This is a genomic window from Micromonospora gifhornensis, assembly GCF_016863515.1.
Taxonomy (GTDB): Bacteria; Actinomycetota; Actinomycetes; order Mycobacteriales; family Micromonosporaceae; genus Micromonospora; species Micromonospora gifhornensis.
Genome location: NZ_BOPA01000011.1, coordinates 1 through 21,437, shown reverse-complemented (window position 1 = coordinate 21,437; position 21,437 = coordinate 1). Strand labels below are relative to the sequence as shown.

Sequence of the window (21,437 nt, the reverse complement as noted above, 5' to 3'; positions counted from 1 at the left end):
CACCCCACGCACCGGAAACCGGTCGAAAATGATGCGCCGGTTGGAGCAGAGCAAAGGGGGCAAGGAGGGGGGTATCTCCGCCGAGCGGTGCGTGGCTGGGGGACGGCGGGAGGGGTGGAGCCGCCGGGACGGGGTCGTCGGGATGGATGCGGCGGGCGGAGGAATGCTGCCGGCGGGGGGCGGGAATGCCTACGGACGGCCCGATGTTGCTACCGGCGACCAGCTGGTGTGGCCCGATTCCGGGGCCCGGCGAGGGCCATGGCAGACTGGTCAATCGGCCACCGGTTCCGGTTCACGCCCCTTGATCGGCGCGCAGCGGCGCGCCAGGGCGACCCGGCGACCACGACGAGAGGACCGAGGCGACATGAAGCAGAACATCCACCCGGAGTACGTGAGCACCGACGTCACCTGCTCCTGCGGCAACACCTTCACCACCCGCAGCACCGCCAAGGGCGGCTCGATCCACGTCGAGACCTGCAGCGCCTGCCACCCGTTCTACACCGGCAAGCAGCGCGTCCTGGACACCGCTGGTCGGGTCGCGAAGTTCCAGCAGAAGTACGCCAAGGTTCAGGCCAAGAAGGCCAAGTAGCTCCTGGTCCGACGCCCGCGTCCGGTTCCCGCCGGACGCGGGCGTCGTCCGTCTGTTCCCACCCGTAGCCGCCGTCGAAGGAGCGATGCCCCGCATGAGCAGCGAGCGCCTGGCCCGGCTCCTCGACGAGTACGCCGAGCTGGAGAAGCGACTGGCCGACCCGGCCATCCACGCCGACCAGGGCACCGCCCGGCGGGTCGGCCGGCGGTACGCCGAGCTGGTCCCGCTGAACAAGGCCGCCGCGGAGCTGGAACAGGCCCGGGCGGATCTGGCCGCGGCGCGGGAGTTGGCCGCCGAGGACCCGTCCTTCGCGGCCGAGGCGGAGACGCTCGCCGCGGAGCTGCCCGCGATCGAGGAACGGCTGGCCGAACTGCTGATTCCGCGCGATCCGCACGACGCCAAGGACGTCATCGTCGAGATCAAGGCCGGCGAGGGCGGCGAGGAGTCGGCCCTGTTCGCCGGCGATCTGCTGCGGATGTACACCCGGTACGCCGAGCGACGTGGCTGGCTCACCGAGGTGATCGACGCCCAGGACTCCGACCTCGGTGGGGTCAAGGACGTCTCGCTGGCCATCAAGACCAAGGGTGTTCCCGAGGGCGGCAACGGCGTGTGGTCCCGGCTCAAGTGGGAGGGCGGCGTCCACCGGGTGCAGCGGGTGCCGGTCACCGAGTCGCAGGGCCGCATCCACACAAGTGCCGCCGGGGTGCTGGTGCTGCCGGAGGCCGAGGACGTCGACGTCACCATCGACCCCAACGAACTGCGGATCGACGTGTTCCGCTCGTCCGGGCCCGGCGGCCAGTCGGTGAACACCACCGACTCGGCGGTGCGCATCACCCACCTGCCCACCGGCATCGTGGTGTCCTGCCAGAACGAGAAGTCCCAGTTGCAGAACCGGGAACAGGCGATGCGGATCCTGCGGGCCCGGTTGCTCGCCGCCGCCCAGGAGCAGGCCGACGCGGCCGCCTCGGACGCGCGCAAGGCACAGGTGCGCACGGTCGACCGGTCGGAGCGCATCCGCACCTACAACTTCCCGCAGAACCGGATCACCGATCACCGGATCGGCTACACGGCGTACAACCTCGACCTGGCGCTCGCCGGCGAACTCGACGGCGTGCTGGACGCGCTCAGCGAGGCCGACCGGGCCGCCCGGCTGGCCGGCGATCCGGAACTCGCCCGCCGCTGAGCCTGCTCAGGCTGCCCAGCCCACTCAGGCGCTGCGGGGGCGATCCTTGGCCCGCAGCATCTCCCGGTCGGCCGCCTCGAAGGCGGCGCCGAGGGCGTCGCGCTGCCCCGGACCACCCGGAGCGACCTCGGAGAACCCGATGCTGACCCCGACCGGGGTGCCGGGCACCAGCGACTCCCAGTCCTCGGTGCGGATGGCGGCGTCGATGCGCCGGGCCACCTCGGCGGCCTCGGTCATCCCGGCGCCCGGCAGCACGACCACGAACTCGTCGCCGCCGTAGCGGGCCACGAAGTCACCCCGACGCATCACCCGGTTGATCACCCCGGCGATCCGCTGGAGGACCAGGTCCCCCGAGTGGTGCCCGTGCCGGGTGTTGACGGCCTTGAAGCCGTCCAGGTCGCAGACGCCGATCACGACCCGCTCGCCCCGGGCGACCACTGCCGCGATGTAGCGCTCCAGCCGGCGGCGGTTCGGCAGCCCGGTCAGCGGGTCGGTAAGCGCCTCACCTTCGAAACGGGCCGCCTCGCGGCGCATCTCCTCATGATCGATGCGGGCCGCGATGCCGTCGATGTAGACGTCGCGCAGCCGGTCGTGACGCTGGGCGGCGAGTCGGAAGGCCAACCGGTCGGCCCGGTGCGCCCCCGCATGGTCGCCGGCCCGACCCAGCGCGATGCTGCGCAGCCGGGCCGGCTCGGCGGCGCCGAGGGTCTCGGCGGAGACCTGCACGCTGCCCAGCCGGGTGACCGCCTCGATCGGCCGACCGTCGGCGATGGCCAGACAGACCTGGCCGAGTTGGCGCATGTCGCGGGCGCGGGCGCTGTCCGCCCCGTGCCCGAGCAGTCGGGCCGGGTCGGCGCCGCGGACGGTCTCGACGACGTCGCCGAGGGCGGCTCGCCGGGCCCCGGCGTAGCCGTAGGCGGCGAGGCTGCTGGGACGCAGCCGGTCGGCGGTGCCGGTGGCGATGAACCGGTCGAGGTCGGTGGCGATGTCCCGCAGTACCCGCAGGCAACCGTCACCGTCACCGGTGTGGTCGAGGGCCACCGCGTTGCGCAGCCGGATGCCCGGGGCGGCGAACGTTTCCTCCGGGATGCCGGCGGCGTTACCGAGTTGCCGGGCCCGTTCGATCGCACCGAGGGCGTAGCCGTGGAAGCTCAGGTAGGAGTAGGCCATCGCCAGGTCGTGCCAGCCCCAGGCGGTGTCCCGATCCGGGTCGTCCACCGCTCCCAACGCGCGGGCGGATCGCACCAGGTGGGTGACGCAGCGGTCCAGCGCGCCCTGGTGGTGCGCGGCGAGCGCGGCCAGCGCGTTGAGGTGCCCGTGCAGGTAGGGCTCGGCGAGATCGCGTACCGCGGCGGACGCCTCTTCGATGGCCCGGGTGTACTCGGCCGTGCGGCCCAGGTTGATCAGCGCGGAGAGGCGCTGCACCAGCGCATCGGCACGGGCGTGGGGAGCACTTGTGGTACGCAGCACCTGCTCCAGGATCGCGTACGCCTCTGTGGAGCGGCTCACCTCTTGGAGCGCCCGCGCCTTTCTCAGGGCGTCAACCTGGTCGTCGACCCGGTCGAGCCAGCCCACCCGCGACCTCCTGTCGGTGCGCCGCTGCACCTGCTTTTGCACGTGCACCGCGACGATTCATGATTATGGCGTGACCACCGAGCCGCAATACCCGTCCGAAGGTACGAGACGACACCGCCCGTCTCCGCTGGTGGCCGTCGCGGCCCGGGAACTGCTCGCCGCCGGGGTGACCTCGGCCCGGGTGGAGGCGGAACTGCTGGCCGCGTACGTGCTCGGGGTGCCGCGGGGTCGGTTGGCCATCGCCGACGGTTTCACCGACGAGCAACTGGACCGTTACCGAGCGCTTGTGGGTCGGCGGGCGCGGCGGGAGCCGCTGCAACACCTCACCGGTGACGCCGCTTTCCGGCATCTGGAGCTGGCGGTCGGGCCGGGTGTCTTCGTCCCGCGCCCGGAGACCGAACTGCTCGCCGGCTGGGGGATCGAGCAGGCCCGTCGGGCGGGCCGGCCCCGGCCGTTGGTGGTGGACCTGTGCAGCGGGTCCGGGGCGATCGCGCTGTCGGTGGCCCAGGAGGTGCCGGACGCCCGGGTGGTCGCGGTCGAGCGTTCGTCGGCCGCGCTGGCCTGGCTGCGGCGCAACGCCGCCGACCGGGCTGCGGCGGGGGACCGGCCGATCGAGGTGGTCGAGGCGGACGTCACCGACCCCGACCTGCTGGCCGGGCTGGTCGGTCAGGTCGACGTGCTGTTGTGCAACCCGCCGTACGTGCCGCAGGCGGTGGCCGTACCCCCGGAGGTGGCCGGGCACGACCCGGCGGAGGCGGTGTTCGCCGGGGCGGACGGCCTGGCCGTCATCCGTCCGGTGATCGACCGGGCGGCGACGCTGCTGCGGCCGGGTGGTCAGCTCGGCGTGGAACACGACGACACGCACGGCGCGGCGGTGCCCGAACTGCTTGCCGAGGACGGTCGCTACACCGCGATCAGCGCGCACCGGGATCTCGCCGGGCGGGCCCGGTTCGCCACCGCGTCCCGCCGTGCGGACCACCCGGCAGCCGGTCCGGTCGACACGTGGCAGACTGACTCCTCGTGATGCTCTACGACTGCCGGTCAACGGCCGACCGGGACCGCGGCATCGCTGCGGCCATCGAGGCGGTCCGCAACGGCGAGTTGGTGGTCCTGCCGACCGACACGGTCTACGGGATCGGCGCGGACGCCTTCACCCCGTACGCGGTCAGGGCCCTGCTGGACGCCAAGGATGCCCCGCACTCGCCGCCGCCGGTGCTGATCGGTTCCCGGCACACCCTCGACGGCCTGGTCTTCTCGCTGCCGGCCGCGGCGCGAGACCTGGTGGAGGCGTTCTGGCCGGGCGCGTTGACGATTCTGGTGCAGCACTCGGCGAGCCTGCGCTGGGATCTCGGCGACGACAGCGGGGTGGTGGCGGTGCGGATGCCGTTGCATCCGGTGGCGTTGGAGGTGCTGCGCGAGACGGGCCCGATGGCGGTCGCGTCGGCCAACAAGTTCGGCCAGCAGCCCGCGCTCACCGCCGACGAGGCGCGTGACCAGCTCGGGTACTCGGTGCGGGCGTACCTGGAGGCGGGACCGGCCGTGGATCCGGTGCCCAGCACGATCGTGGATCTCACAGGTGACGTGCCGGTGCTCGTCCGGGAGGGTGGCATCGGGCTGGCCAAGCTCCGCGAAGTGGTGCCGGAGCTGCGCGAGAGTCAGGTGGCGTAGATGCCCCCGTTCACCGTCCTGCACGTCTGCATGGGCAACATCTGCCGCTCGCCGATGGCGGAGCGGCTGCTCGTCGTCGCCGTACGGGAGCGGTTGGTCCGGCGTGACGTCGACCCGGCCCGCGCCGACGAGGTCCTGCACAGTCACAGTGCCGGCACGGGCGGCTGGCACGCCGGCGAGGAGATGAACCCGCCGGCCGCGCGGCAGGTGGTCAACCGGGGTGGCAGCACCGCCGGGTTCGCCGCCCGGAAGCTGCGCTCGGATCACATCGACGCGGCGGACCTGGTGTTGACCGCCACCGCCGACCAGCAGGAGTACGTGGTGGCGCTGCGCCCGGACGCCGCGTCGCGCACCTTCGTGCTCGGCGAGTTCGGCCGGATGCTCGCCACGGTGGATCCGGCGACGTTGCCGGCGGCCGAGGCGACGCCGGAGGCGGTGCACGCCCGCGGGGTGGCACTTGTCGAGGCGGCACACGCGGCCCGTCAGGGCGGCGCGCTGCTGCCCGGCGACGACCTCGACGATCCGTGGGGCCGTGGTGACCAGTGCTTCACCCGGGTAGCCGACGAGATCGAGGAGACCGTTCATCCGCTCGCGGCGGCATTGCTGCCCTGATCGGTGAATTTCCTCCGTATTCGGGGGAAAGGGCGGCGTACGTGGTGAAAAGCGCCATTCTGAGAGGGTCCTGACGGCTCCTGCGGGGAGAGCTGATGACCCGGGCGTTGCTGCCGAAAGTGTTCACCGTCCTGTTGGCCGGCGCTCTGGCCGGACTGGCGCTGGCGGTGGCGGCGCTGCCCGCCGCGCTGGTGTACGGCGTTGGTCTCTCGGCGCTCTCCGCGCCGTACGCGGATCTGCCCAACACACTGCGCACGCCGCCGACCGCCCAACGGTCCAACCTGTACGCCAACGACGGCACCACCCTGATCACCTCCTTCTACCAGGAGGACCGGGTGGACGTGCCGTTGGACGAGGTGGCGCCGGTGATGCGCCAGGCGATCATCGCCGCCGAGGACGCCCGTTTCCACGAACACAGCGGGGTCGACCTGCGCGGCATCCTGCGGGCCTTCACCGTCAACCGGCGCGACGGCGCCACCCGGCAGGGTGCCTCCACGCTGACCATGCAGTACGTGCGCAACGTACTGAGCAACGATCCCCGGCTCAGCGAGGCGCAGCGGGCCGCCGCCACCGAGGTGAGCACCGCCCGCAAGGTTCAGGAGATCCGGTACGCGCTCGCCCTGGAACGGGAGCTCACCAAGGATCAGATCCTGGCCCGGTACCTCAACATCGCCTACTTCGGCGCCGGCGCGTACGGTGTCGCCGCCGCCAGCAAGCGCTACTTCTCGGTCTCGCCGGCCGAGTTGACGCTGGCTCAGGCCGCGTTGCTGGCGGGGTTGGTGCGCTCGCCGCACACCGACGACCCGATCCACGGCGACGCGGACAGCGCGATGGCTCGTCGGGGGTACGTCCTGGACCGGCTGGTCGAGTCCGGCCAGGTCCCGCCCGACGTGGCCCAGCGCGCCCAGGCCGAGCCGTTGAACCTGCGCCCGAGCGAGACCCCGAACGACTGCACGGCGGTGCCTGAGGGGCACAACGACTGGGGCTTCTTCTGTGACTGGTTCACCCGCTGGTGGAACGACCAGCGGGCGTTCGGCAGCACCGTCGACGAGCGGCAGCGCACCCTGCGCCGGGGCGGCTTCACCATCGTCTCCACCCTCGACCCGGCGGTGCAGCGGTCCACCACCGAGCAGGTGCGTCGGGTCTACTCGGCGCAGGCCCGGTACGCGATGCCGACCGCGGTCGTGCAGCCCGGCACCGGGCGGGTGCTGGCCATGTCGGTGAACCGGACCTACAGCGTGGCGGCGAACCCGCCCGGGCAGAAGAACCACCCGAACACCGTCAACCAGCTCGTCGGCGGGGGCGGCACGATCGTCGGCTATCAGGGCGGCTCCACGTTCAAACTCTTCACGCTGCTGGCCGCGCTGGAGGCCGGGCTGCCGTTGAACACCGTGTTCGACGCGCCGGACCGGATTCGCACCAGGTACCAGATCAGCGGCGAGACCAGTTGCGGCGGGTACTGGTGCCCGGAGAACGCCAGCGCGTCGATGAGCGGCGAGCACGACATGTGGACCGCCTTCGGGCAGTCGGTCAACACCTACTTCGCCTGGCTGACCGAGCAGGTCGGTGCCGACCGGGTGGTGGAGATGGCCGAACGGCTCGGCATTGTGTTGCGGGCCGGCGACGACGCCCAGCTGGCCCGGCACGGGGCACGTGACTGGGGGCCGTTCACGCTCGGCGTGGCTGCTACCACCCCGCTGGACCTGGCCGGGGCGTACGCCACGGTGGCGGCGGAGGGGATCTGGTGCGCCCCCACTCCGATCACCTCGATCACCGACGCCACCGGACGGCGGGTCGGTGCCGGGCAACCGGACTGCCGGCAGGTGCTCGACGTGGACGTGTCCCGTGCGGCGGTGGACGCGGCGCGTTGCCCGGTCGGTGACCAGTCGATGTACCACACCTGCGACGGCGGCACGGCCACCCGACTGCGCGGCCAGCTCAATCGGCCGGTGGGCGGCAAGACCGGCAGCTCCGAGCGGTACGCCACGGAGACGGTGGTGGCGTTCACCCCACAGTTGGCGGTCGCCGCGATGGCGGCCAACCCGGACGATCCCCAGGACGCGGTGGGTCACGCGGTGCAGCGGGCGATGGTGGATTCGGTGGGGGAGATCCTCGCCTTCGCCCTGCGGGACCAGCCGGTCCGCGATTTCGTGCCGCCCAGCGACACGACGGCCTGGCGGGTCACCGGCGAACGCACCGGCAACTGAGCCTGAGCCTGACTGTTAAGAAGGGGCCCCTGCTCTACAGAAGGCGATAAGAAGGTGCCCTTCCTTACCGCTCGGCGCTTACCGCTCGGCGCGGCCGGTGATGTTGCGGGCCATGCCGCCGAAGACCAGGGCGTGGAAGGGTGCCACCGCAGCCCAGTAGGCGTGCCCGGCCAGACCGTGCGGCAGGAAGACGGCGCGCTGCCGGTAGCGGACGCCACCGTCGTCGCCGCGCTGGACCCGCAGCTCCAGCCAGGCCCGGCCGGGTAGCCGCATCTCGGCGCGCAGTCGCAGCAACTCGCCCGGCACGATCTCCTCGACCCGCCAGAAGTCCAGCGCCTCGCCCACCCTCAGGTGCTGCGGGTGGCGTCGACCCCGGCGCAGCCCCACCCCGCCGACCAGCTTGTCCAGCCAGCCGCGTATCGACCAGGCCAGCGGGAACGAGTACCAGCCGTGCTCGCCACCGACGCCTTCGATGACCTGCCACAGCGCCTCCGGTGAGGCCGCCACGGCCCGCTCCCGTACGTCGGTGTAGGCGGTGCCGCCGCTCCAGTCGGGGTCGCTGGGCAGCGGCTCCGCCGGTGCGTTCGGTCCGGCCGCCGTGGACCAGCAGGTCTCCACCTGGGCGTCGCGGACCTTGGCCAGGGCCAGTTCGACGGCCTCGTCGAAGCCGGTCAACCCGCCCGGCGGGTCCGGCAGGTACGCCGCGATGTCGTGCTCGTGCGCGACGGCCTCGTGGATCAGGCTGGCGACCAGCGGCCGGGCCAGCGCGTTGGGTACCGGGGTGACCAACCCCACCCAGTACGACGAGAGCGTCGGGGTCAGCGGGCGGACCGGCAGCAGCAGCCGGCGGGGCAGCCCGGCGACCCGGGCATAGCGCTGCATCATCTCGCCGAAGGTGAGCACGTCCGGGCCTGCGATGTCGAAGCCCCGGTCGACCTCGGCCGGCAGGCTGGCGCAGCCGATCAGGTAGTGCAGCACGTCGCGGACCGCGATCGGCTGGATCCGGTTGGCTACCCAGCGCGGGGTGACCATCACCGGCAGCCGCTCGGTGAGGTACCGCAGCATCTCGAACGACGTCGAGCCGGAGCCGATGATCACCGCTGCCCGCAGCACCACCGTCGGCACCCCGCTGGCGTGCAGGATCCGCCCCACCTCGCTGCGCGAGCGTAGGTGCGCCGAGGTGGCCGGGTCGTCCGCCGCCGGCTCCGGACCGCCCAGATAGACGATCCGGCGTACGCCGGCCGCCCGGGCCGCGGTGGCGAAGTTCGTGGCGGCCTGCCTGTCGGTGGCCTCGAAACCGGCCTGCCCGAGCGAGTGCACGAGGTAGTACGCCACGTCGACGCCGTCGAACGCCGCGGGCAGTGTCTCCGCCCGACTCAGGTCCGCCTCGACGATCTCGACCTGCCCGGACCAGGGCACGTCCCGCAGCCGTCCGGCCCGTCGGGCCAGGCAGCGCACGTCGTACCCCTGTGCCAGCAGGCGGGGCGCCAGACGTCCGCCGATGTAACCTGTCGCGCCGGTGACCAGGCATCTCACGGCTTCCAGTCTGCGGCCCAATAGACTCATGCGCTGTGGAGACCGCGACAGGCACCTTTTGGGGGCCGGACTTCGAGCAACTGAGCACCAGCGATCCCGAGATCGCGGAGGTGGTGCTCGGCGAACTCGACCGGCTGCGTACCGGCCTGCAACTGATCGCCAGTGAGAACCTCACCTCGCCGGCCGTGCTGGCCGCGCTGGGCTCCACGCTGACCAACAAGTACGCCGAGGGTTATCCGGGGCGGCGTTACTACGGCGGTTGCGCCCAGGTGGACCGGGCCGAGGAGATCGGCATCTCCCGGGCGAAGGACCTCTTCGGCGCCGAGCACGCCAACCTCCAGCCGCACTCGGGGGCGAGCGCCAACCTGGCCGCGTACGCCGCGCTGGTGCAGCCGGGGGACACGGTGCTGGCGATGGAGTTGCCGCACGGTGGGCACCTGACCCACGGCAGCCGGGTCAACTTCTCCGGCAAGTGGTTCCAGCCGGTCGGCTACACCGTCCGGCGGGACACCGAGCTGATCGACTACGACGAGGTACGCGACCTCGCCCTGGCCCACCGACCCAAGATGATCATCTGTGGCGCGACGGCGTACCCCCGACTGATCGACTTCGCGCTGTTCCGGGAGATCGCCGACGAGGTCGGGGCGTACCTGATGGTGGACGCGGCGCACTTCATCGGGCTGGTCGCCGGGCAGGCCGTGCCCTCACCGGTGCCGTACGCCGACGTCGTCTGCGCCACCACGCACAAGGTGCTGCGCGGACCGCGCGGCGGGATGATCCTCTGTCGGGAGTCGCTGGCCGAGCGGATCGACAAGGCGGTCTTCCCGTTCACCCAGGGCGGCCCGCTGATGCACGCCGTCGCGGCCAAGGCGGTCGCCCTACACGAGGCGGCCCAGCCGGAGTACCGGCGCTACGCCGCCCAGGTGGTGGCGAACGCTCAGGCGCTGGCCGACGGGCTGGCCGCCGAGGGCATGCGCCCGGTCTCCGGCGGCACCGACACCCACCTGGCGTTGATCGACCTCCAGGAGACCGGGGTGACCGGGGCCGAGGCCGAGGCGCGGTGCGACGCGGCGACCATCACGCTGAACAAGAACGCCATTCCGTACGACCCGCACAAGCCGATGGTCGCCTCCGGTATCCGGGTGGGCACCCCGTGCGTCACCACCCAGGGCATGACCGAACCACAGATGCGGCAGGTAGCGGAGTTGATAGCCCGAGCGGTACGCGCTGATCCGTCGGCTCCGGGCGGGGCCGACGTACTGGCCGGGGTCGCCGCCGACGTGGCCGAGCTGGTCGCCGAGTTCCCGGCGTACCCCCGATGACCGCGCCGCGTGCCGGTGAGCCCGGCGTGGCCGCGACGACCGCACCGCGGGCGGGGGAGCCGGGTGCGATCCGGGCCCGGCTGCCGCACCTGCGCCTGCCGCTGCTCGCCTGCGCCGCGTTGGCGGTGGTCGCGGTGCCCGTCGCGGCCTGGTTGCGCGGGCCGACCAGCGCGGCCGGAGTGGCCGCCGGCATCGCCCTGGTGATCGTCAGCTATCTGATCTCCAGCTTCTCGGTGGCCTGGGCCGACGCGGTGCACCCGAAGCTGATCATGTCAGTGGGCTTGATCACGTACGCCACGAAGATCGTGATTCTGGGCGTGGCGATGGCGGCGGTCGCGGCCACCGGTTGGCCCGGACTGCCGGATATGGGCGTGGCCATCATCGCGGCCGTGGTGGTATGGACCGGGGCTCACCTGACCTGGGCGCTGCGCACCCCGCTGCCCACCGTGGACCGTTCGGTCGACCACTGACCGTACGGTTGGTTCTCTCCGGGCGTTTCGTGGTCCTGTTCCGGTGGCCGGACAGGAGTACTCTTACCCGAGGCTCGACCCGCCGGCTCCCAACGCCCGCACGCTGCTCGCAGTGTGGGGGGTGCCGCACACTCGTGAAACTCCCGGCTGATAGTGTTCGCCACGTCATGGCCGACAACCCTCACCGCAAAAGCTCCGACGAACACTCGTCGGAAGGCGCAGCCGGATCCGTCGTTGGTTACCTGCTCGCCGGCATCGTGGTGTGGGGATTCCTCGGCTGGTTGGCGGGGGAAATCCTCGGACTGCCGACCGGCATCGGGATCGCCGTTGGCATGATGCTCGGCGCAGCCGGAGCGATCTACCTGATCATGAAGAGGCTCAGTGCCTGAGTGCCGGCACGCGCGGGTCTGTCGAGTGCGGAGGATGACACGGTGAGCGGACAGCTTGTCGCCGCAGAGGGCCTTCCCTGGCCCCCCAGCGTCGGAGACTTCTACCCGCCGGATCTCGCCGGTCCGTGGGTCACGAAGTTCACGCTGATGATCTGGCTGGCCGTCGGGCTTCTGATCATCTTCTTCATGGCCACCTACCGGAACCCGAAGCTCGTGCCGAGCAAGGGTCAGTGGATGGCCGAGTCCGTCTACGGCCTGGTCCGGGACAACATCGCCCGCGAGCAGATGGGCAAGGACGGCATCCGGTTCGCGCCCTACTTCACGGTGTTGTTCTGCTTCATCGTGGTGACCAACCTCTTCGGCATCGTCCCTGGGTTGCAGATCTCGCCGAACTCGCACATCGCCTTCCCGATCGTGCTCGCTGTGATCACCTACGTGATGTACCTCTACATCGGCGTCCGTAAGCACGGTCTGGGTAGCTACCTCAAGCAGACCCTGATCATCCCGGGCGTGCCGTGGCCGATGCACTTCCTGCTGATCCCGATCGAGTTCCTGCAGAACTTCATCAACCGGCCGGTCACCCTGGCAGTGCGACTCTTCGCCAACATGTTCGCCGGCCACCTGATCCTGCTGGTGTTCACCGTCGGCGGCTTCGTGATGCTCGCCTCGGACAACCTGTTCATCCAGGTCTCGTCGATCGCCGCCTTCCTGATGGCCATCCTGATGGCCTTCTTCGAGGTGCTGGTCGCGCTGTTGCAGGCATACGTCTTCGTCACCCTGACCGCCAACTACATCGGCAGCTCGCTCGCCGACGAGCACTGACCACAGACTTCGGCGGGCCGCCCGGCCCGACCAGAGCTTCCGGTACGACCGCGTACGCGTGAGGGATCACGCGTCTACTAGGAGGAATACCAGCAATGGACGTTATTGCCGCCATCGAGGGCAGCGTCAACACCATCGGTTACGGTCTCGCCGCCATCGGCCCCGGCATCGGTGTCGCCCTGGTCTTCGCGGCCTACATCCAGGCCAGCGCCCGCCAGCCGGAGTCCGCCGGCTACAACCGCACCTGGCTGGTCCTGGGCTTCGCGCTGGTCGAGGCGCTCGCCCTGTTCGGCCTGGTGCTCGCGTTCGCAGTCTGACACCTCGCCCGACGCGACCCGGAGGTCTGACATGAATCTCGCCGCTGAAGGCGTGGAGCACCACCCGCTCGTGCCGATCTGGCAGGAGCTTGTCGTCGGGTCGATCGCGTTCGCCCTGCTCTGCTTCGTCCTGATGAAGTTCGTGCTGCCGCGCATGGAGACGATGTACCAGGCGCGGGTCGACGCGATCGAGGGCGGCCTCAAGCGTGCCGAGGCTGCTCAGGCCGAGGCGAACCAGCTGCTGGAGCAGTACCGGGCCCAGCTCGCCGAGGTGCGTACCGAGGCGGCGCAGATCCGGGACGACGCCCGCGCCGACGCCGAGTCGATCCGTACCGAAATCCTGGCCAAGGCCCGGGAAGAGTCGGACCGGATCATCGCCGCCGGCCGGGAGTCGCTGGCCGTGGAGCGGCAGACCATCGTGCGCGAGCTGCGCGCGGAGGTCGGCGGCCTCGCGGTCGACCTGGCCAGCCGGATCGTGGGCGAGTCGCTCGCCGACGAGGCCCGTCGTAAGGGCACGGTCGAGCGGTTCCTCACCGACCTCGAGAGCGCGGGGGCCCGCTGATGCAGGCCGCCAGCCGGGAGTCCTACGCCACCGCCCTGGCGCGGTTGGAGGAGTACATCTCCCGCGCCGAGCCGTCGGCGGTCGCCGCCACCGGTGCCGAACTGCTCGCCGTGGCGGACCTGCTGCGGCGGGAGGTTCGGCTGCGCCGGGCACTGTCCGACCCGGCCCGTGCCGGTGCGGACCGGACCGGGCTGCTGACCTCGGTGCTCTCCGGCAAGGTCGGCGCGGACACGCTCGACCTGCTCGGCACGCTTGTCGCCGGCCGGTGGTCGGCGCCGTCGGAGTTGCTCGACGGTGCCGAGCGCCTCGGCGTGCAGGCCCTGCTGGGCAGTGCCGACCGGGCTGACGAACTGGGCGAGGTCGAGGACGAGCTGTTCCGCTTCGGCCAGGTGGTCGCCGCAGACCCGCAGCTGTCCAACGCCCTGTCCGACCCGAACGCGCCGGTGGCGCAACGGGCCGAGCTGGTCGGGATGCTCCTGACGGGCAAGGCCCGCCCGGCGACGGTGCGACTGGTCGAGGCGGCCCTGGCCGGCTTCGGCGGCCGATCGTTCTCCACCGCGCTGTCCCGGCTGGTGGAGTTGGCGGCGGAACGGCGGGACCGGCAGGTCGCGTACGTGACCGTCGCGGCACCCCTCAGCGAGGACGAGGAACGTCGGCTGAGTGACCGGCTCGCGGCCATCTACGGTCGCGCGGTCGCCGTGAAGCTTACGGTTGACCCGGCGATCCTCGGTGGAGCGAGCGTCCGGGTGGGTTCGGACCTGTACGACGGGACGATCCTGCGCCGCCTCAACGAGACCCGTAACGCGCTCGCGAAGCGCTGACCAGCACCCCGCGAAGCGCCCGGAAACGACAGTCGACCCGAGGACCGGTCGGTACTAGGTATCCCGGGCCCCTGATACTTAAGGAAGCAGAGGATGGCCGAGCTGACCATCTCGACGGAGGAGATCCGCGGCGCGCTTGAGCGCTACGTCTCCTCCTACTCGCCCGACGTCTCCCGTGAGGAGGTCGGCACCGTCGCCGACACCGGCGACGGCATCGCCCACGTCGAGGGCCTGCCCTCGACCATGACCAACGAGCTGCTGGAGTTCGAGGACGGCACGCTCGGCGTGGCGCTGAACCTCGACGTCCGGGAGATCGGTGTCGTCGTCCTCGGCGACTACTCCGGGCTTGAGGAGGGGCAGCGCGTCAAGCGCACCGGCCGGGTTCTTTCCGTACCGGTCGGCGACGCCTTCCTCGGCCGCGTGGTCAACGCGCTCGGCCAGCCGATCGACGGCCTCGGCGAGATCGTCGACGAGGGCTACCGCGAGCTGGAGCTCCAGGCTCCGAACGTGATGGCCCGGCAGTCCGTCTTCGAGCCGATGCAGACCGGCATCAAGGCCATCGACGCGATGACCCCGATCGGTCGGGGCCAGCGGCAGCTGATCATCGGTGACCGGAAGACCGGCAAGACCACTGTCGCCCTGGACACCATCCTCAACCAGCGCGAGAACTGGGCCACCGGCGACCCGAAGAAGCAGGTCCGCTGCATCTACGTCGCCATCGGCCAGAAGGCCTCCACCATCGCCTCCATCAAGGGGCAGCTGGAGGAGGCGGGCGCGATGGAGTACACCACCATCGTCGCCTCCCCGGCGTCCGACCCGGCGGGCTTCAAGTACCTCGCCCCGTACACCGGCTCGTCCATCGGGCAGCACTGGATGTACGGCGGCAAGCACGTTCTGATCGTCTTCGACGACCTGAGCAAGCAGGCCGAGGCGTACCGGGCCGTGTCGCTGCTGCTGCGTCGCCCGCCGGGCCGTGAGGCGTACCCGGGTGACGTCTTCTACCTGCACTCGCGGCTGCTGGAGCGCTGCGCGAAGCTCTCCGACGAGATGGGCGGCGGCTCGATGACCGGCCTGCCGATCATCGAGACGAAGGCCAACGACATCTCGGCCTTCATCCCGACCAACGTCATCTCGATCACCGACGGTCAGATCTTCCTCGAGACCGACCTGTTCAACCAGGGCGTCCGGCCGGCCATCAACGTCGGTACCTCGGTCTCCCGGGTCGGTGGCGCCGCGCAGATGAAGCCGATGAAGAAGGTCTCCGGTTCGCTGCGGCTGAACCTCGCCCAGTTCCGTGAGCTGGAGGCCTTCGCCGCCTTCGCCTCCGACCTGGACAAGGCATCCCGGTCGCAGCTCGACCGTGGTTACCGTCTGGTCGAGCTGCTCAAGCAGCCGAACTACTCGCCGTACCCGGTGCAGGACGAGGTCGTCTCGGTCTGGGCCGGTACCGAGGGCAAGCTGGACGACATCCCGGTCGGTGACGTGCGGCGCTTCGAGACCCAGTTCCTGGAGTACCTGCGGCGCAAGCACAACGCCACCCTCCAGGCGATCGCCGACAACAAGTGGGACGACGAGATCATCGCCGCCCTCGACGCGGCGGTCGCGGAGTTCAAGAAGGGCTTCCTGGGCCGCGAGGACGAGCGCACGGTCAACGAGGCGCCGGCGGAGCCGCTGGAGGGCGAGTCCGAGCACGAGACGGTCACCCGCTACAGCGGCGGTGCTCCGGCCGAGAAGCGTTAGGGTCGGGCCATGGCGGCGCAGGTACGTGTTCTTCGTCAACGCATTCGCTCGGCGAAGGGGATGAAGAAGATCACCAAGGCGATGGAGCTCGTGGCGACGAGCCGGATCGCCAAGGCCCAGGCCCGGGTGGAGGCGTCCCTGCCGTACGCCCGCGCCATCACCGGCGTGCTCACGGCGCTGGCGTCCAACGCGCGGATCGACCACCCGATGCTGACCCCGCGCGAGCGGGTGCGGCGGGCGGGCGTGCTGCTGGTAACCGCCGACCGGGGTCTGGCCGGCGGTTACAGCTCCAACGCCATCCGGACGGCGGAGTCGCTGATCGCCCGGTTGCAGGCCGACGGCAAGGAGCCGGTGCTCTACGTCATCGGTCGCAAGGGTGTCTCGTTCTACCGCTTCCGCAACCGGCCGATCGAGGCCAACTGGACGGGCTTCTCGGAGCAGCCGTCCTTCGCCGACGCCCGCGAGGTCGGTGAGACGCTGATCAAGGCGTTCGTCGCCGGTGCGGACGACGAGGACGGCGGCCCGGGTCCCGACGGCGTACGCGGGGTGGACGAGTTGCACATCGTCTACACCGAGTTCAAGTCGTTGATGACCCAGAACCCGGTCACCCGGATCATCGGCCCGCTCCAGGTCGAGGAGCGGCCCCGCTCGGAGGCGGCGCCCGGCGTACTGCCGGACTACGACTTCGAACCGGACCCGGAGGCACTGCTCGACGCGTTGCTGCCGAAGTACATCAACACGCGGATCTACGCGGCGTTGCTGGAGTCGGCGGCGAGCGAGTCGGCGGCTCGTCGGCGGGCGATGAAGAGCGCCACCGACAACGCCGAAGAGATGATCGACAAGTACACGCGTGAGATGAACTCGGCCCGCCAGGCCGGGATCACCCAGGAGATCAGTGAGATCGTCGGCGGCGCTAACGCGCTGGCCGCGTCGGGAAGTGAAGTGTGATGACTGCCCCAGTAGAGACCAAGACGGCCACCGGTCGCGTGGTCCGGGTCATTGGCCCGGTCGTCGACGCCGAGTTCCCGCGCGACGCCATGCCGGACCTGTTCAACGCCCTGCACGTGAACGTGACCCTCTCCGGCGGTGAGAAGACGCTGACCCTGGAGGTCGCCCAGCACCTGGGTGACAACCTGGTCCGCGCGATCTCGATGCAGCCCACCGACGGTCTGGTCCGTGGAACCGAGGTGAGCGACACCGGCTTCCCGATCCGGGTGCCGGTCGGCGACGCGGTCAAGGGCCACGTCTTCAACGCGATCGGCGAGTGCCTCAACCTCACCGAGGGTGAGACCATCCAGGCTGACGACCACTGGGGCATCCACCGTAAGGCCCCGGCCTTCGCGGACCTGGAGCCGAAGACCGAGATGCTGGAGACCGGCATCAAGGTCATCGACCTGCTCGCCCCGTACGTCAAGGGTGGCAAGATCGGCCTGTTCGGCGGTGCCGGCGTGGGCAAGACGGTGCTCATCCAGGAGATGATCACCCGGGTGGCCAAGAACTTCGGTGGTACCTCGGTCTTCGCCGGCGTGGGTGAGCGCACCCGTGAGGGCAACGACCTCATCCACGAGATGACCGACTCCGGCGTCATCGACAAGACCGCGCTGGTCTACGGCCAGATGGACGAGCCGCCGGGCACCCGGCTGCGGGTCGCTCTGTCCGCGCTGACCATGGCGGAGTACTTCCGGGACGTGAAGAAGCAGGAGGTGCTGCTCTTCATCGACAACATCTTCCGCTTCACCCAGGCCGGTTCCGAGGTCTCCACCCTGCTGGGCCGGATGCCCAGCGCGGTGGGTTACCAGCCGACCCTGGCCGACGAGATGGGCGAGCTCCAGGAGCGGATCACCTCCGTCCGGGGCCAGGCCATCACCTCGATGCAGGCGATCTACGTGCCGGCGGACGACTACACCGACCCCGCCCCGGCGACCACCTTCGCCCACCTGGACGCGACCACCAACCTTGAGCGGTCGATCTCCGACAAGGGCATCTACCCGGCGGTGGACCCGCTGGCGTCCTCGTCGCGGATCCTCGCGCCCGAGTTCGTCGGCCAGGAGCACTTCCAGGTGGCCAGCGAGGTCAAGCGGATCCTCCAGCGGTACAAGGACCTGCAGGACATCATCGCCATCCTCGGCATCGAGGAGCTCTCCGAGGAAGACAAGATCACGGTCCAGCGGGCCCGGCGGATCGAGCGCTTCCTGTCGCAGAACACCTACGCGGCGGAGCAGTTCACCGGCGTGCCGGGCTCGACGGTCCCGATCAAGGAGACCATCGAGGCGTTCCGGAAGATCAGCGAGGGCGAGTACGACCACTTCCCCGAGCAGGCGTTCTTCATGTGCGGTGGGCTCGACGACCTGGAGAAGAAGGCCGCCGAGCTGATGAAGGGCTGACCCTTCGGTCAGATCGCATGAACGAGAAAGGCCGTCCCGGACAACTCCGGGGCGGCCTTTCGTTCACCTTTGGCACGTACCATCGCCGCTGCCCGGTTTTCTGTGGTCGGCGATCACAACCTCCGCGAGATACCGTCTACTCCACGCTCATGCGCCGATGAGCGGTAATCGTGTTCAACCATTCGGATGTGCGTACCCGTATCCCCTGCGGGGACGCGACGAACGGAGATGCTCGTGGGTAAGGCCGGCAGACGCGGCAAGCGTGGTGGGCGACCGTCGATCTGGCGCGGGGTCCCGGTCTGGGCCAGGTTCTGCACCATCTTCGGCGTGGTGCTGATGATGCTCAGTGGCACGTCCCTTGTGGGTGCCGAGGCGTTGATGGCCCGCTACGAGGGCGCCATCGGCAAGGCCGACCTCTTCGGCGACCAGGCGGCCGGTGCCAGCGAACGCAAGAGCGACATCAAGGGACCGCTCAACATCCTGCTGGTCGGCATCGACCCGCGAAACGACAGGACCGCACCGCTGGCCGACGCGATCATGGTCCTGCACGTGCCGGAGGAACTGGACCGGGCGTACCTCTTCTCGCTGCCCCGCGACCTCTACGTCGAGATCCCGGCGTACCCCAAGGCGGGCTTGAACGGCAGCACGTCCAAGCTGAACGACGCGATGTCCTTCGGCAGCCGGGTGCCCGACGGCGGCAAGCCCGACGCGGCCCGCGGCTTCGAACTGCTCGCCACCACCGTGCAGAACGTCACCGGGATCAAACGCTTCGACGCCGGTGCGATCATCAACTTCTCCGGCTTCCAGAAGATCGTCGACGCCATGGGCGGCGTCACCATGAACATCGAGCGGGAGGTCCGCTCCGAGCACCGCGAGCCGAACGGCAAGCACCGCAAGGGCAACCCCAACGGCGAGGGCTACATCGGCCCGCAGGCGGTCTACCCGAAGGGCAAGCAGCACCTGAGCGGCTGGCAGGCGCTGGACTACGTCCGCCAGCGGTACCCGGAGAACGGCGTGCCCGACGGTGACTACGGGCGGCAGCGGCACCAGCAGCAGTTCGTCAAGGCGATGGCCGGCCAGGCGTTCAGCGCCGACGTGGTGACCAACCCGGTCAAGCTGGACCGGGTGCTGCGGGCGGCCGGTGAGTCGCTGATCTTCAGCGGTCGGGGGCACAGCGTGGTCGACTTCGCGCTGGCGCTCAAGGACATCCGGCCCGGCAACATCCAGATGATCAAGCTGCCGGGCGGAGGCATCTTCAACAACAGGGGCGGCTATATCGGCGAGCGCTTCGAGCCCGAGGTGGACGACTTCTTCGTCGCGCTGGAGCGTGGAGTGCTCGATCCGTTCCTGCTCGAACATCCCAAGCTGGTCAACAAGGGCTGAGGAGTGGTGCAGCTCTCGGTACCCGCGTGAAGAACAGCTCCGGGACGCTACTAGACTTTCCCCAATCCGCCTCAGCAAGGAGACAGCGTGGCAGAGCAGCTCAACGTCCAGCTCGTGGCCGTAGAGGAGAAGGTCTGGTCCGGCAAGGCCGAGATGGTCATGGCCCGGACGACCGAAGGTGAGCTGGGTGTGCTGCCGGGGCACGCGCCTCTGCTCGGCCAGCTCGCCGAGCCCGGCCAGGTACGCATCAAGCTTCCCGGTGGCGAGCAGGTCGCCTACGAGGTGTCCGGCGGCTTCCTCTCCGTGAGCGGGCAGGGCGTCACCGTGCTCGCCGAGAGCGCCAGCCCGGCCTCCGCCGCTTCGGGTAACTGAGCCGACCCGCCGATGGAGATCGTGGAAGGGATCGGAATCGGCTTCGCCGTGATTGTCGGCGCGATTCTGTTCCTCTTCATCCGGCGGGCAGTGGTCACCAGAAGCGGAGGCATCATCCGGCTCAGCGTCCGGACCTCCACGATGCTCGACGGCCGGGGCTGGTCGCCCGGCTTCGGCAGGTTCGTCGGCGACGAACTCCGTTGGTACCGGATGGTCAGTTTCGCGGTACGCCCCAAGCGGGTGCTCTCCCGCGACGGGCTGAGCGTGGAGCGACGGCGGTTGCCGGAGGGCCAGGAACGACTGGCCATGCCGGCGGACTGGGTCATTCTCCGCTGTACGAGTCGACACGCTCCGGTCGAGATCGCCATGGCACGATCCACCGTTACCGGATTCCTTTCCTGGCTCGAGGCCGCTCCTCCGGGGGCGGTCTCGCCACGTCTGGCCCCTCAGCAGGACTGGCCCGCCGCCTGACCTCCGCCCGGACCGCCTGAAGGGCCCGTCAGGCGCTGTCTGGCCACGTGTGGGCTCAGCCTGTTTGTTCTGGCTGCCTGTGGAAGGTTTTGCCGCGTTTGGCCCGTCGGCAGGCCGGCTCGTCGCCTGACCTCGATCGACCGCCCGCGCGGCCGTCAGCTGTCGTGCTGTCCTGGCCACAGGTCGTCCTGGCCTTGGGTCGTCCTGGCCTTGGGCTTGGGCTGTCCCGGCTCGGGTCGTTCTGTTCATGGGTCGTCTTGGCCTCGGGCTGTGCTGGCCTCGGGTCGTCCTGGCCTCGGGCTGTCTTGGCCTTCGGCTGTGCTGGCTGTGCTGGCCACCGGGTTGTCCATGCCGCGAGCGGCCTTGAGTTTGTTTTGGGTGTGTTTGGGTGGTTTGCTGTTGAAGTGGGCCAGGGGTGGCTGCTGGGGTGTGCCCCCCGCCGCGCGGTGATCGACACCGTTTCGGCGAAATGGCGGTATCCCGCCGAGCTGGACCCCGCCGTTTCGGCGAAACGGTGCGAGCTCCTCCTGCCGACGCCGTTTGCCTCGGCCGTTGCCGTCTGCCTCCGCCCCTCCGGTGGCCGGAAGTGCGGCCGGTGCGTGGTTTGTCCGGTCTGGTGTGCGGGCGTCCGGGCAATGATGGCGGCCAGTGGGCGGTTGGACGGACGACCTACCTTGACCGGCCGGCGAAGGCGGCGGTGCCGAGTAGATGGCTCCGACGAGTGGCCGCCCCCGGCACGTGGATGGCCAGTTCCGGGAATGGGGGTGGCCGGCGGGTCGTTGCACATGTCTGACCGGCCGATGAAGACCGCCCGGAGCAGGTCAGATGGCTTCGTGGTTGGCCCGGCCCCCGGGAATGATGGTGGGTGGTCGGTCGTTGTACATGGTCCCGGCGCCGCGAAGGGGTCCCCCCGGGGCCCCGCGATGGGTTCCCCGCCCCGCGTGTGAGCCGGTGAACCTTCCCCCTCTTGTTCTTTCAGCGCCTGACGGCGTTTGCATGCACCCGTCCCCCGGT

The 21,437-nt window shown here is 70.1% G+C and carries 21 protein-coding genes; 19 read left to right on the top strand and 2 right to left on the bottom strand.

What is annotated here, in order from left to right; genetic code table 11:
- Positions 1–364: 364 nt before the first annotated feature.
- The gene (gene rpmE / locus Vgi01_RS06405; protein WP_102659250.1) at positions 365–589 is read left to right on the top strand and encodes a 50S ribosomal protein L31; all 225 of its coding nucleotides are present in this window, start codon (positions 365–367) and stop codon (positions 587–589) included.
- A 94-nt stretch (positions 590–683) separates the two neighbouring features.
- Positions 684–1,772, top strand: coding sequence for a peptide chain release factor 1 (prfA, locus tag Vgi01_RS06400; protein ID WP_102659251.1), 1,089 nt, complete (start codon positions 684–686; stop codon positions 1,770–1,772).
- Between the two features lie 24 nt (positions 1,773–1,796).
- Here prfA and Vgi01_RS06395 read toward each other — a convergent pair whose 3' ends face one another.
- Positions 1,797–3,347: a GGDEF domain-containing protein gene (locus Vgi01_RS06395; RefSeq protein ID WP_102659252.1), complete on the bottom strand. Its 1,551-nt coding sequence runs from the start codon at positions 3,345–3,347 to the stop codon at positions 1,797–1,799.
- Between the two features lie 70 nt (positions 3,348–3,417).
- On the opposite strand from Vgi01_RS06395, the gene prmC reads away from it, so the two are divergent.
- The 4 genes from prmC to Vgi01_RS06375 all read left to right on the top strand — a co-directional run bounded on the left by prmC (position 3,418) and on the right by Vgi01_RS06375 (position 7,834).
- Positions 3,418–4,371, top strand: a complete 954-nt coding sequence (gene prmC, locus Vgi01_RS06390; protein ID WP_204290443.1) for a peptide chain release factor N(5)-glutamine methyltransferase — start codon at positions 3,418–3,420, stop codon at positions 4,369–4,371.
- Positions 4,371–5,015 (top strand): L-threonylcarbamoyladenylate synthase, encoded by a 645-nt coding sequence (locus Vgi01_RS06385; RefSeq protein ID WP_204290520.1) that lies wholly within the window; start codon positions 4,371–4,373, stop codon positions 5,013–5,015. The genes prmC and Vgi01_RS06385 overlap by 1 nt, the downstream gene beginning before the upstream one ends.
- Positions 5,016–5,627: an arsenate reductase/protein-tyrosine-phosphatase family protein gene (locus Vgi01_RS06380; protein WP_102659254.1), complete on the top strand. Its 612-nt coding sequence runs from the start codon at positions 5,016–5,018 to the stop codon at positions 5,625–5,627.
- Between the two features lie 95 nt (positions 5,628–5,722).
- A complete protein-coding gene (locus tag Vgi01_RS06375) occupies positions 5,723–7,834 on the top strand; it encodes a transglycosylase domain-containing protein (RefSeq protein ID WP_204290442.1) in 2,112 nt (703 codons plus the stop codon).
- A 78-nt stretch (positions 7,835–7,912) separates the two neighbouring features.
- Here Vgi01_RS06375 and Vgi01_RS06370 read toward each other — a convergent pair whose 3' ends face one another.
- The gene (locus tag Vgi01_RS06370; RefSeq protein ID WP_204290441.1) at positions 7,913–9,370 is read right to left on the bottom strand and encodes an SDR family oxidoreductase; all 1,458 of its coding nucleotides are present in this window, start codon (positions 9,368–9,370) and stop codon (positions 7,913–7,915) included.
- Between the two features lie 35 nt (positions 9,371–9,405).
- Here Vgi01_RS06370 and glyA point away from each other — a divergent pair, with 35 nt between their 5' ends.
- The 13 genes from glyA to Vgi01_RS06305 all read left to right on the top strand — a co-directional run bounded on the left by glyA (position 9,406) and on the right by Vgi01_RS06305 (position 20,423).
- Positions 9,406–10,692 carry a serine hydroxymethyltransferase gene (gene glyA / locus Vgi01_RS06365; RefSeq protein ID WP_204290440.1) on the top strand — a complete coding sequence of 429 codons (1,287 nt, stop codon included), beginning with the start codon at positions 9,406–9,408 and terminating at the stop codon, positions 10,690–10,692.
- Entirely contained in the window at positions 10,689–11,162 is a 474-nt protein-coding gene (locus Vgi01_RS06360; protein ID WP_102659258.1) for a hypothetical protein, read from the top strand. Before glyA ends, Vgi01_RS06360 begins: the two co-directional genes overlap by 4 nt.
- Positions 11,163–11,329: 167 nt before the next feature.
- Positions 11,330–11,551, top strand: a complete 222-nt coding sequence (locus Vgi01_RS06355) for a hypothetical protein (RefSeq protein ID WP_102659259.1) — start codon at positions 11,330–11,332, stop codon at positions 11,549–11,551.
- Positions 11,552–12,373 (top strand): F0F1 ATP synthase subunit A, encoded by an 822-nt coding sequence (atpB, locus tag Vgi01_RS06350; protein WP_081476197.1) that lies wholly within the window; start codon positions 11,552–11,554, stop codon positions 12,371–12,373. It begins immediately after the preceding gene.
- A gap of 95 nt (positions 12,374–12,468) precedes the next feature.
- Positions 12,469–12,690 carry an ATP synthase F0 subunit C gene (gene atpE, locus Vgi01_RS06345; protein WP_013735640.1) on the top strand — a complete coding sequence of 74 codons (222 nt, stop codon included), beginning with the start codon at positions 12,469–12,471 and terminating at the stop codon, positions 12,688–12,690.
- Between the two features lie 31 nt (positions 12,691–12,721).
- Complete coding sequence (locus Vgi01_RS06340; RefSeq protein WP_013735639.1) at positions 12,722–13,252, top strand: F0F1 ATP synthase subunit B; 531 nt, start codon at positions 12,722–12,724, stop codon at positions 13,250–13,252.
- On the top strand, positions 13,252–14,073 hold the full coding sequence (locus tag Vgi01_RS06335; protein ID WP_013735638.1) for a F0F1 ATP synthase subunit delta: 822 nt from the start codon (positions 13,252–13,254) through the stop codon (positions 14,071–14,073). Before Vgi01_RS06340 ends, Vgi01_RS06335 begins: the two co-directional genes overlap by 1 nt.
- A 93-nt stretch (positions 14,074–14,166) precedes the next feature.
- Complete coding sequence (atpA, locus tag Vgi01_RS06330; RefSeq protein WP_204290439.1) at positions 14,167–15,813, top strand: F0F1 ATP synthase subunit alpha; 1,647 nt, start codon at positions 14,167–14,169, stop codon at positions 15,811–15,813.
- 9 nt (positions 15,814–15,822) lie between these two features.
- Positions 15,823–16,761 (top strand): F0F1 ATP synthase subunit gamma, encoded by a 939-nt coding sequence (locus Vgi01_RS06325; RefSeq protein ID WP_043721794.1) that lies wholly within the window; start codon positions 15,823–15,825, stop codon positions 16,759–16,761.
- A complete protein-coding gene (gene atpD, locus Vgi01_RS06320; protein ID WP_204290438.1) occupies positions 16,761–18,197 on the top strand; it encodes a F0F1 ATP synthase subunit beta in 1,437 nt (478 codons plus the stop codon). Before Vgi01_RS06325 ends, atpD begins: the two co-directional genes overlap by 1 nt.
- A 228-nt stretch (positions 18,198–18,425) precedes the next feature.
- Positions 18,426–19,580, top strand: coding sequence for an LCP family protein (locus tag Vgi01_RS06315; RefSeq protein ID WP_204290437.1), 1,155 nt, complete (start codon positions 18,426–18,428; stop codon positions 19,578–19,580).
- 87 nt (positions 19,581–19,667) lie between these two features.
- Positions 19,668–19,952 carry a F0F1 ATP synthase subunit epsilon gene (locus Vgi01_RS06310; protein ID WP_102659263.1) on the top strand — a complete coding sequence of 95 codons (285 nt, stop codon included), beginning with the start codon at positions 19,668–19,670 and terminating at the stop codon, positions 19,950–19,952.
- 12 nt (positions 19,953–19,964) lie between these two features.
- A complete protein-coding gene (locus Vgi01_RS06305; protein ID WP_102659264.1) occupies positions 19,965–20,423 on the top strand; it encodes a DUF2550 domain-containing protein in 459 nt (152 codons plus the stop codon).
- Positions 20,424–21,437 lie beyond the last annotated feature (1,014 nt).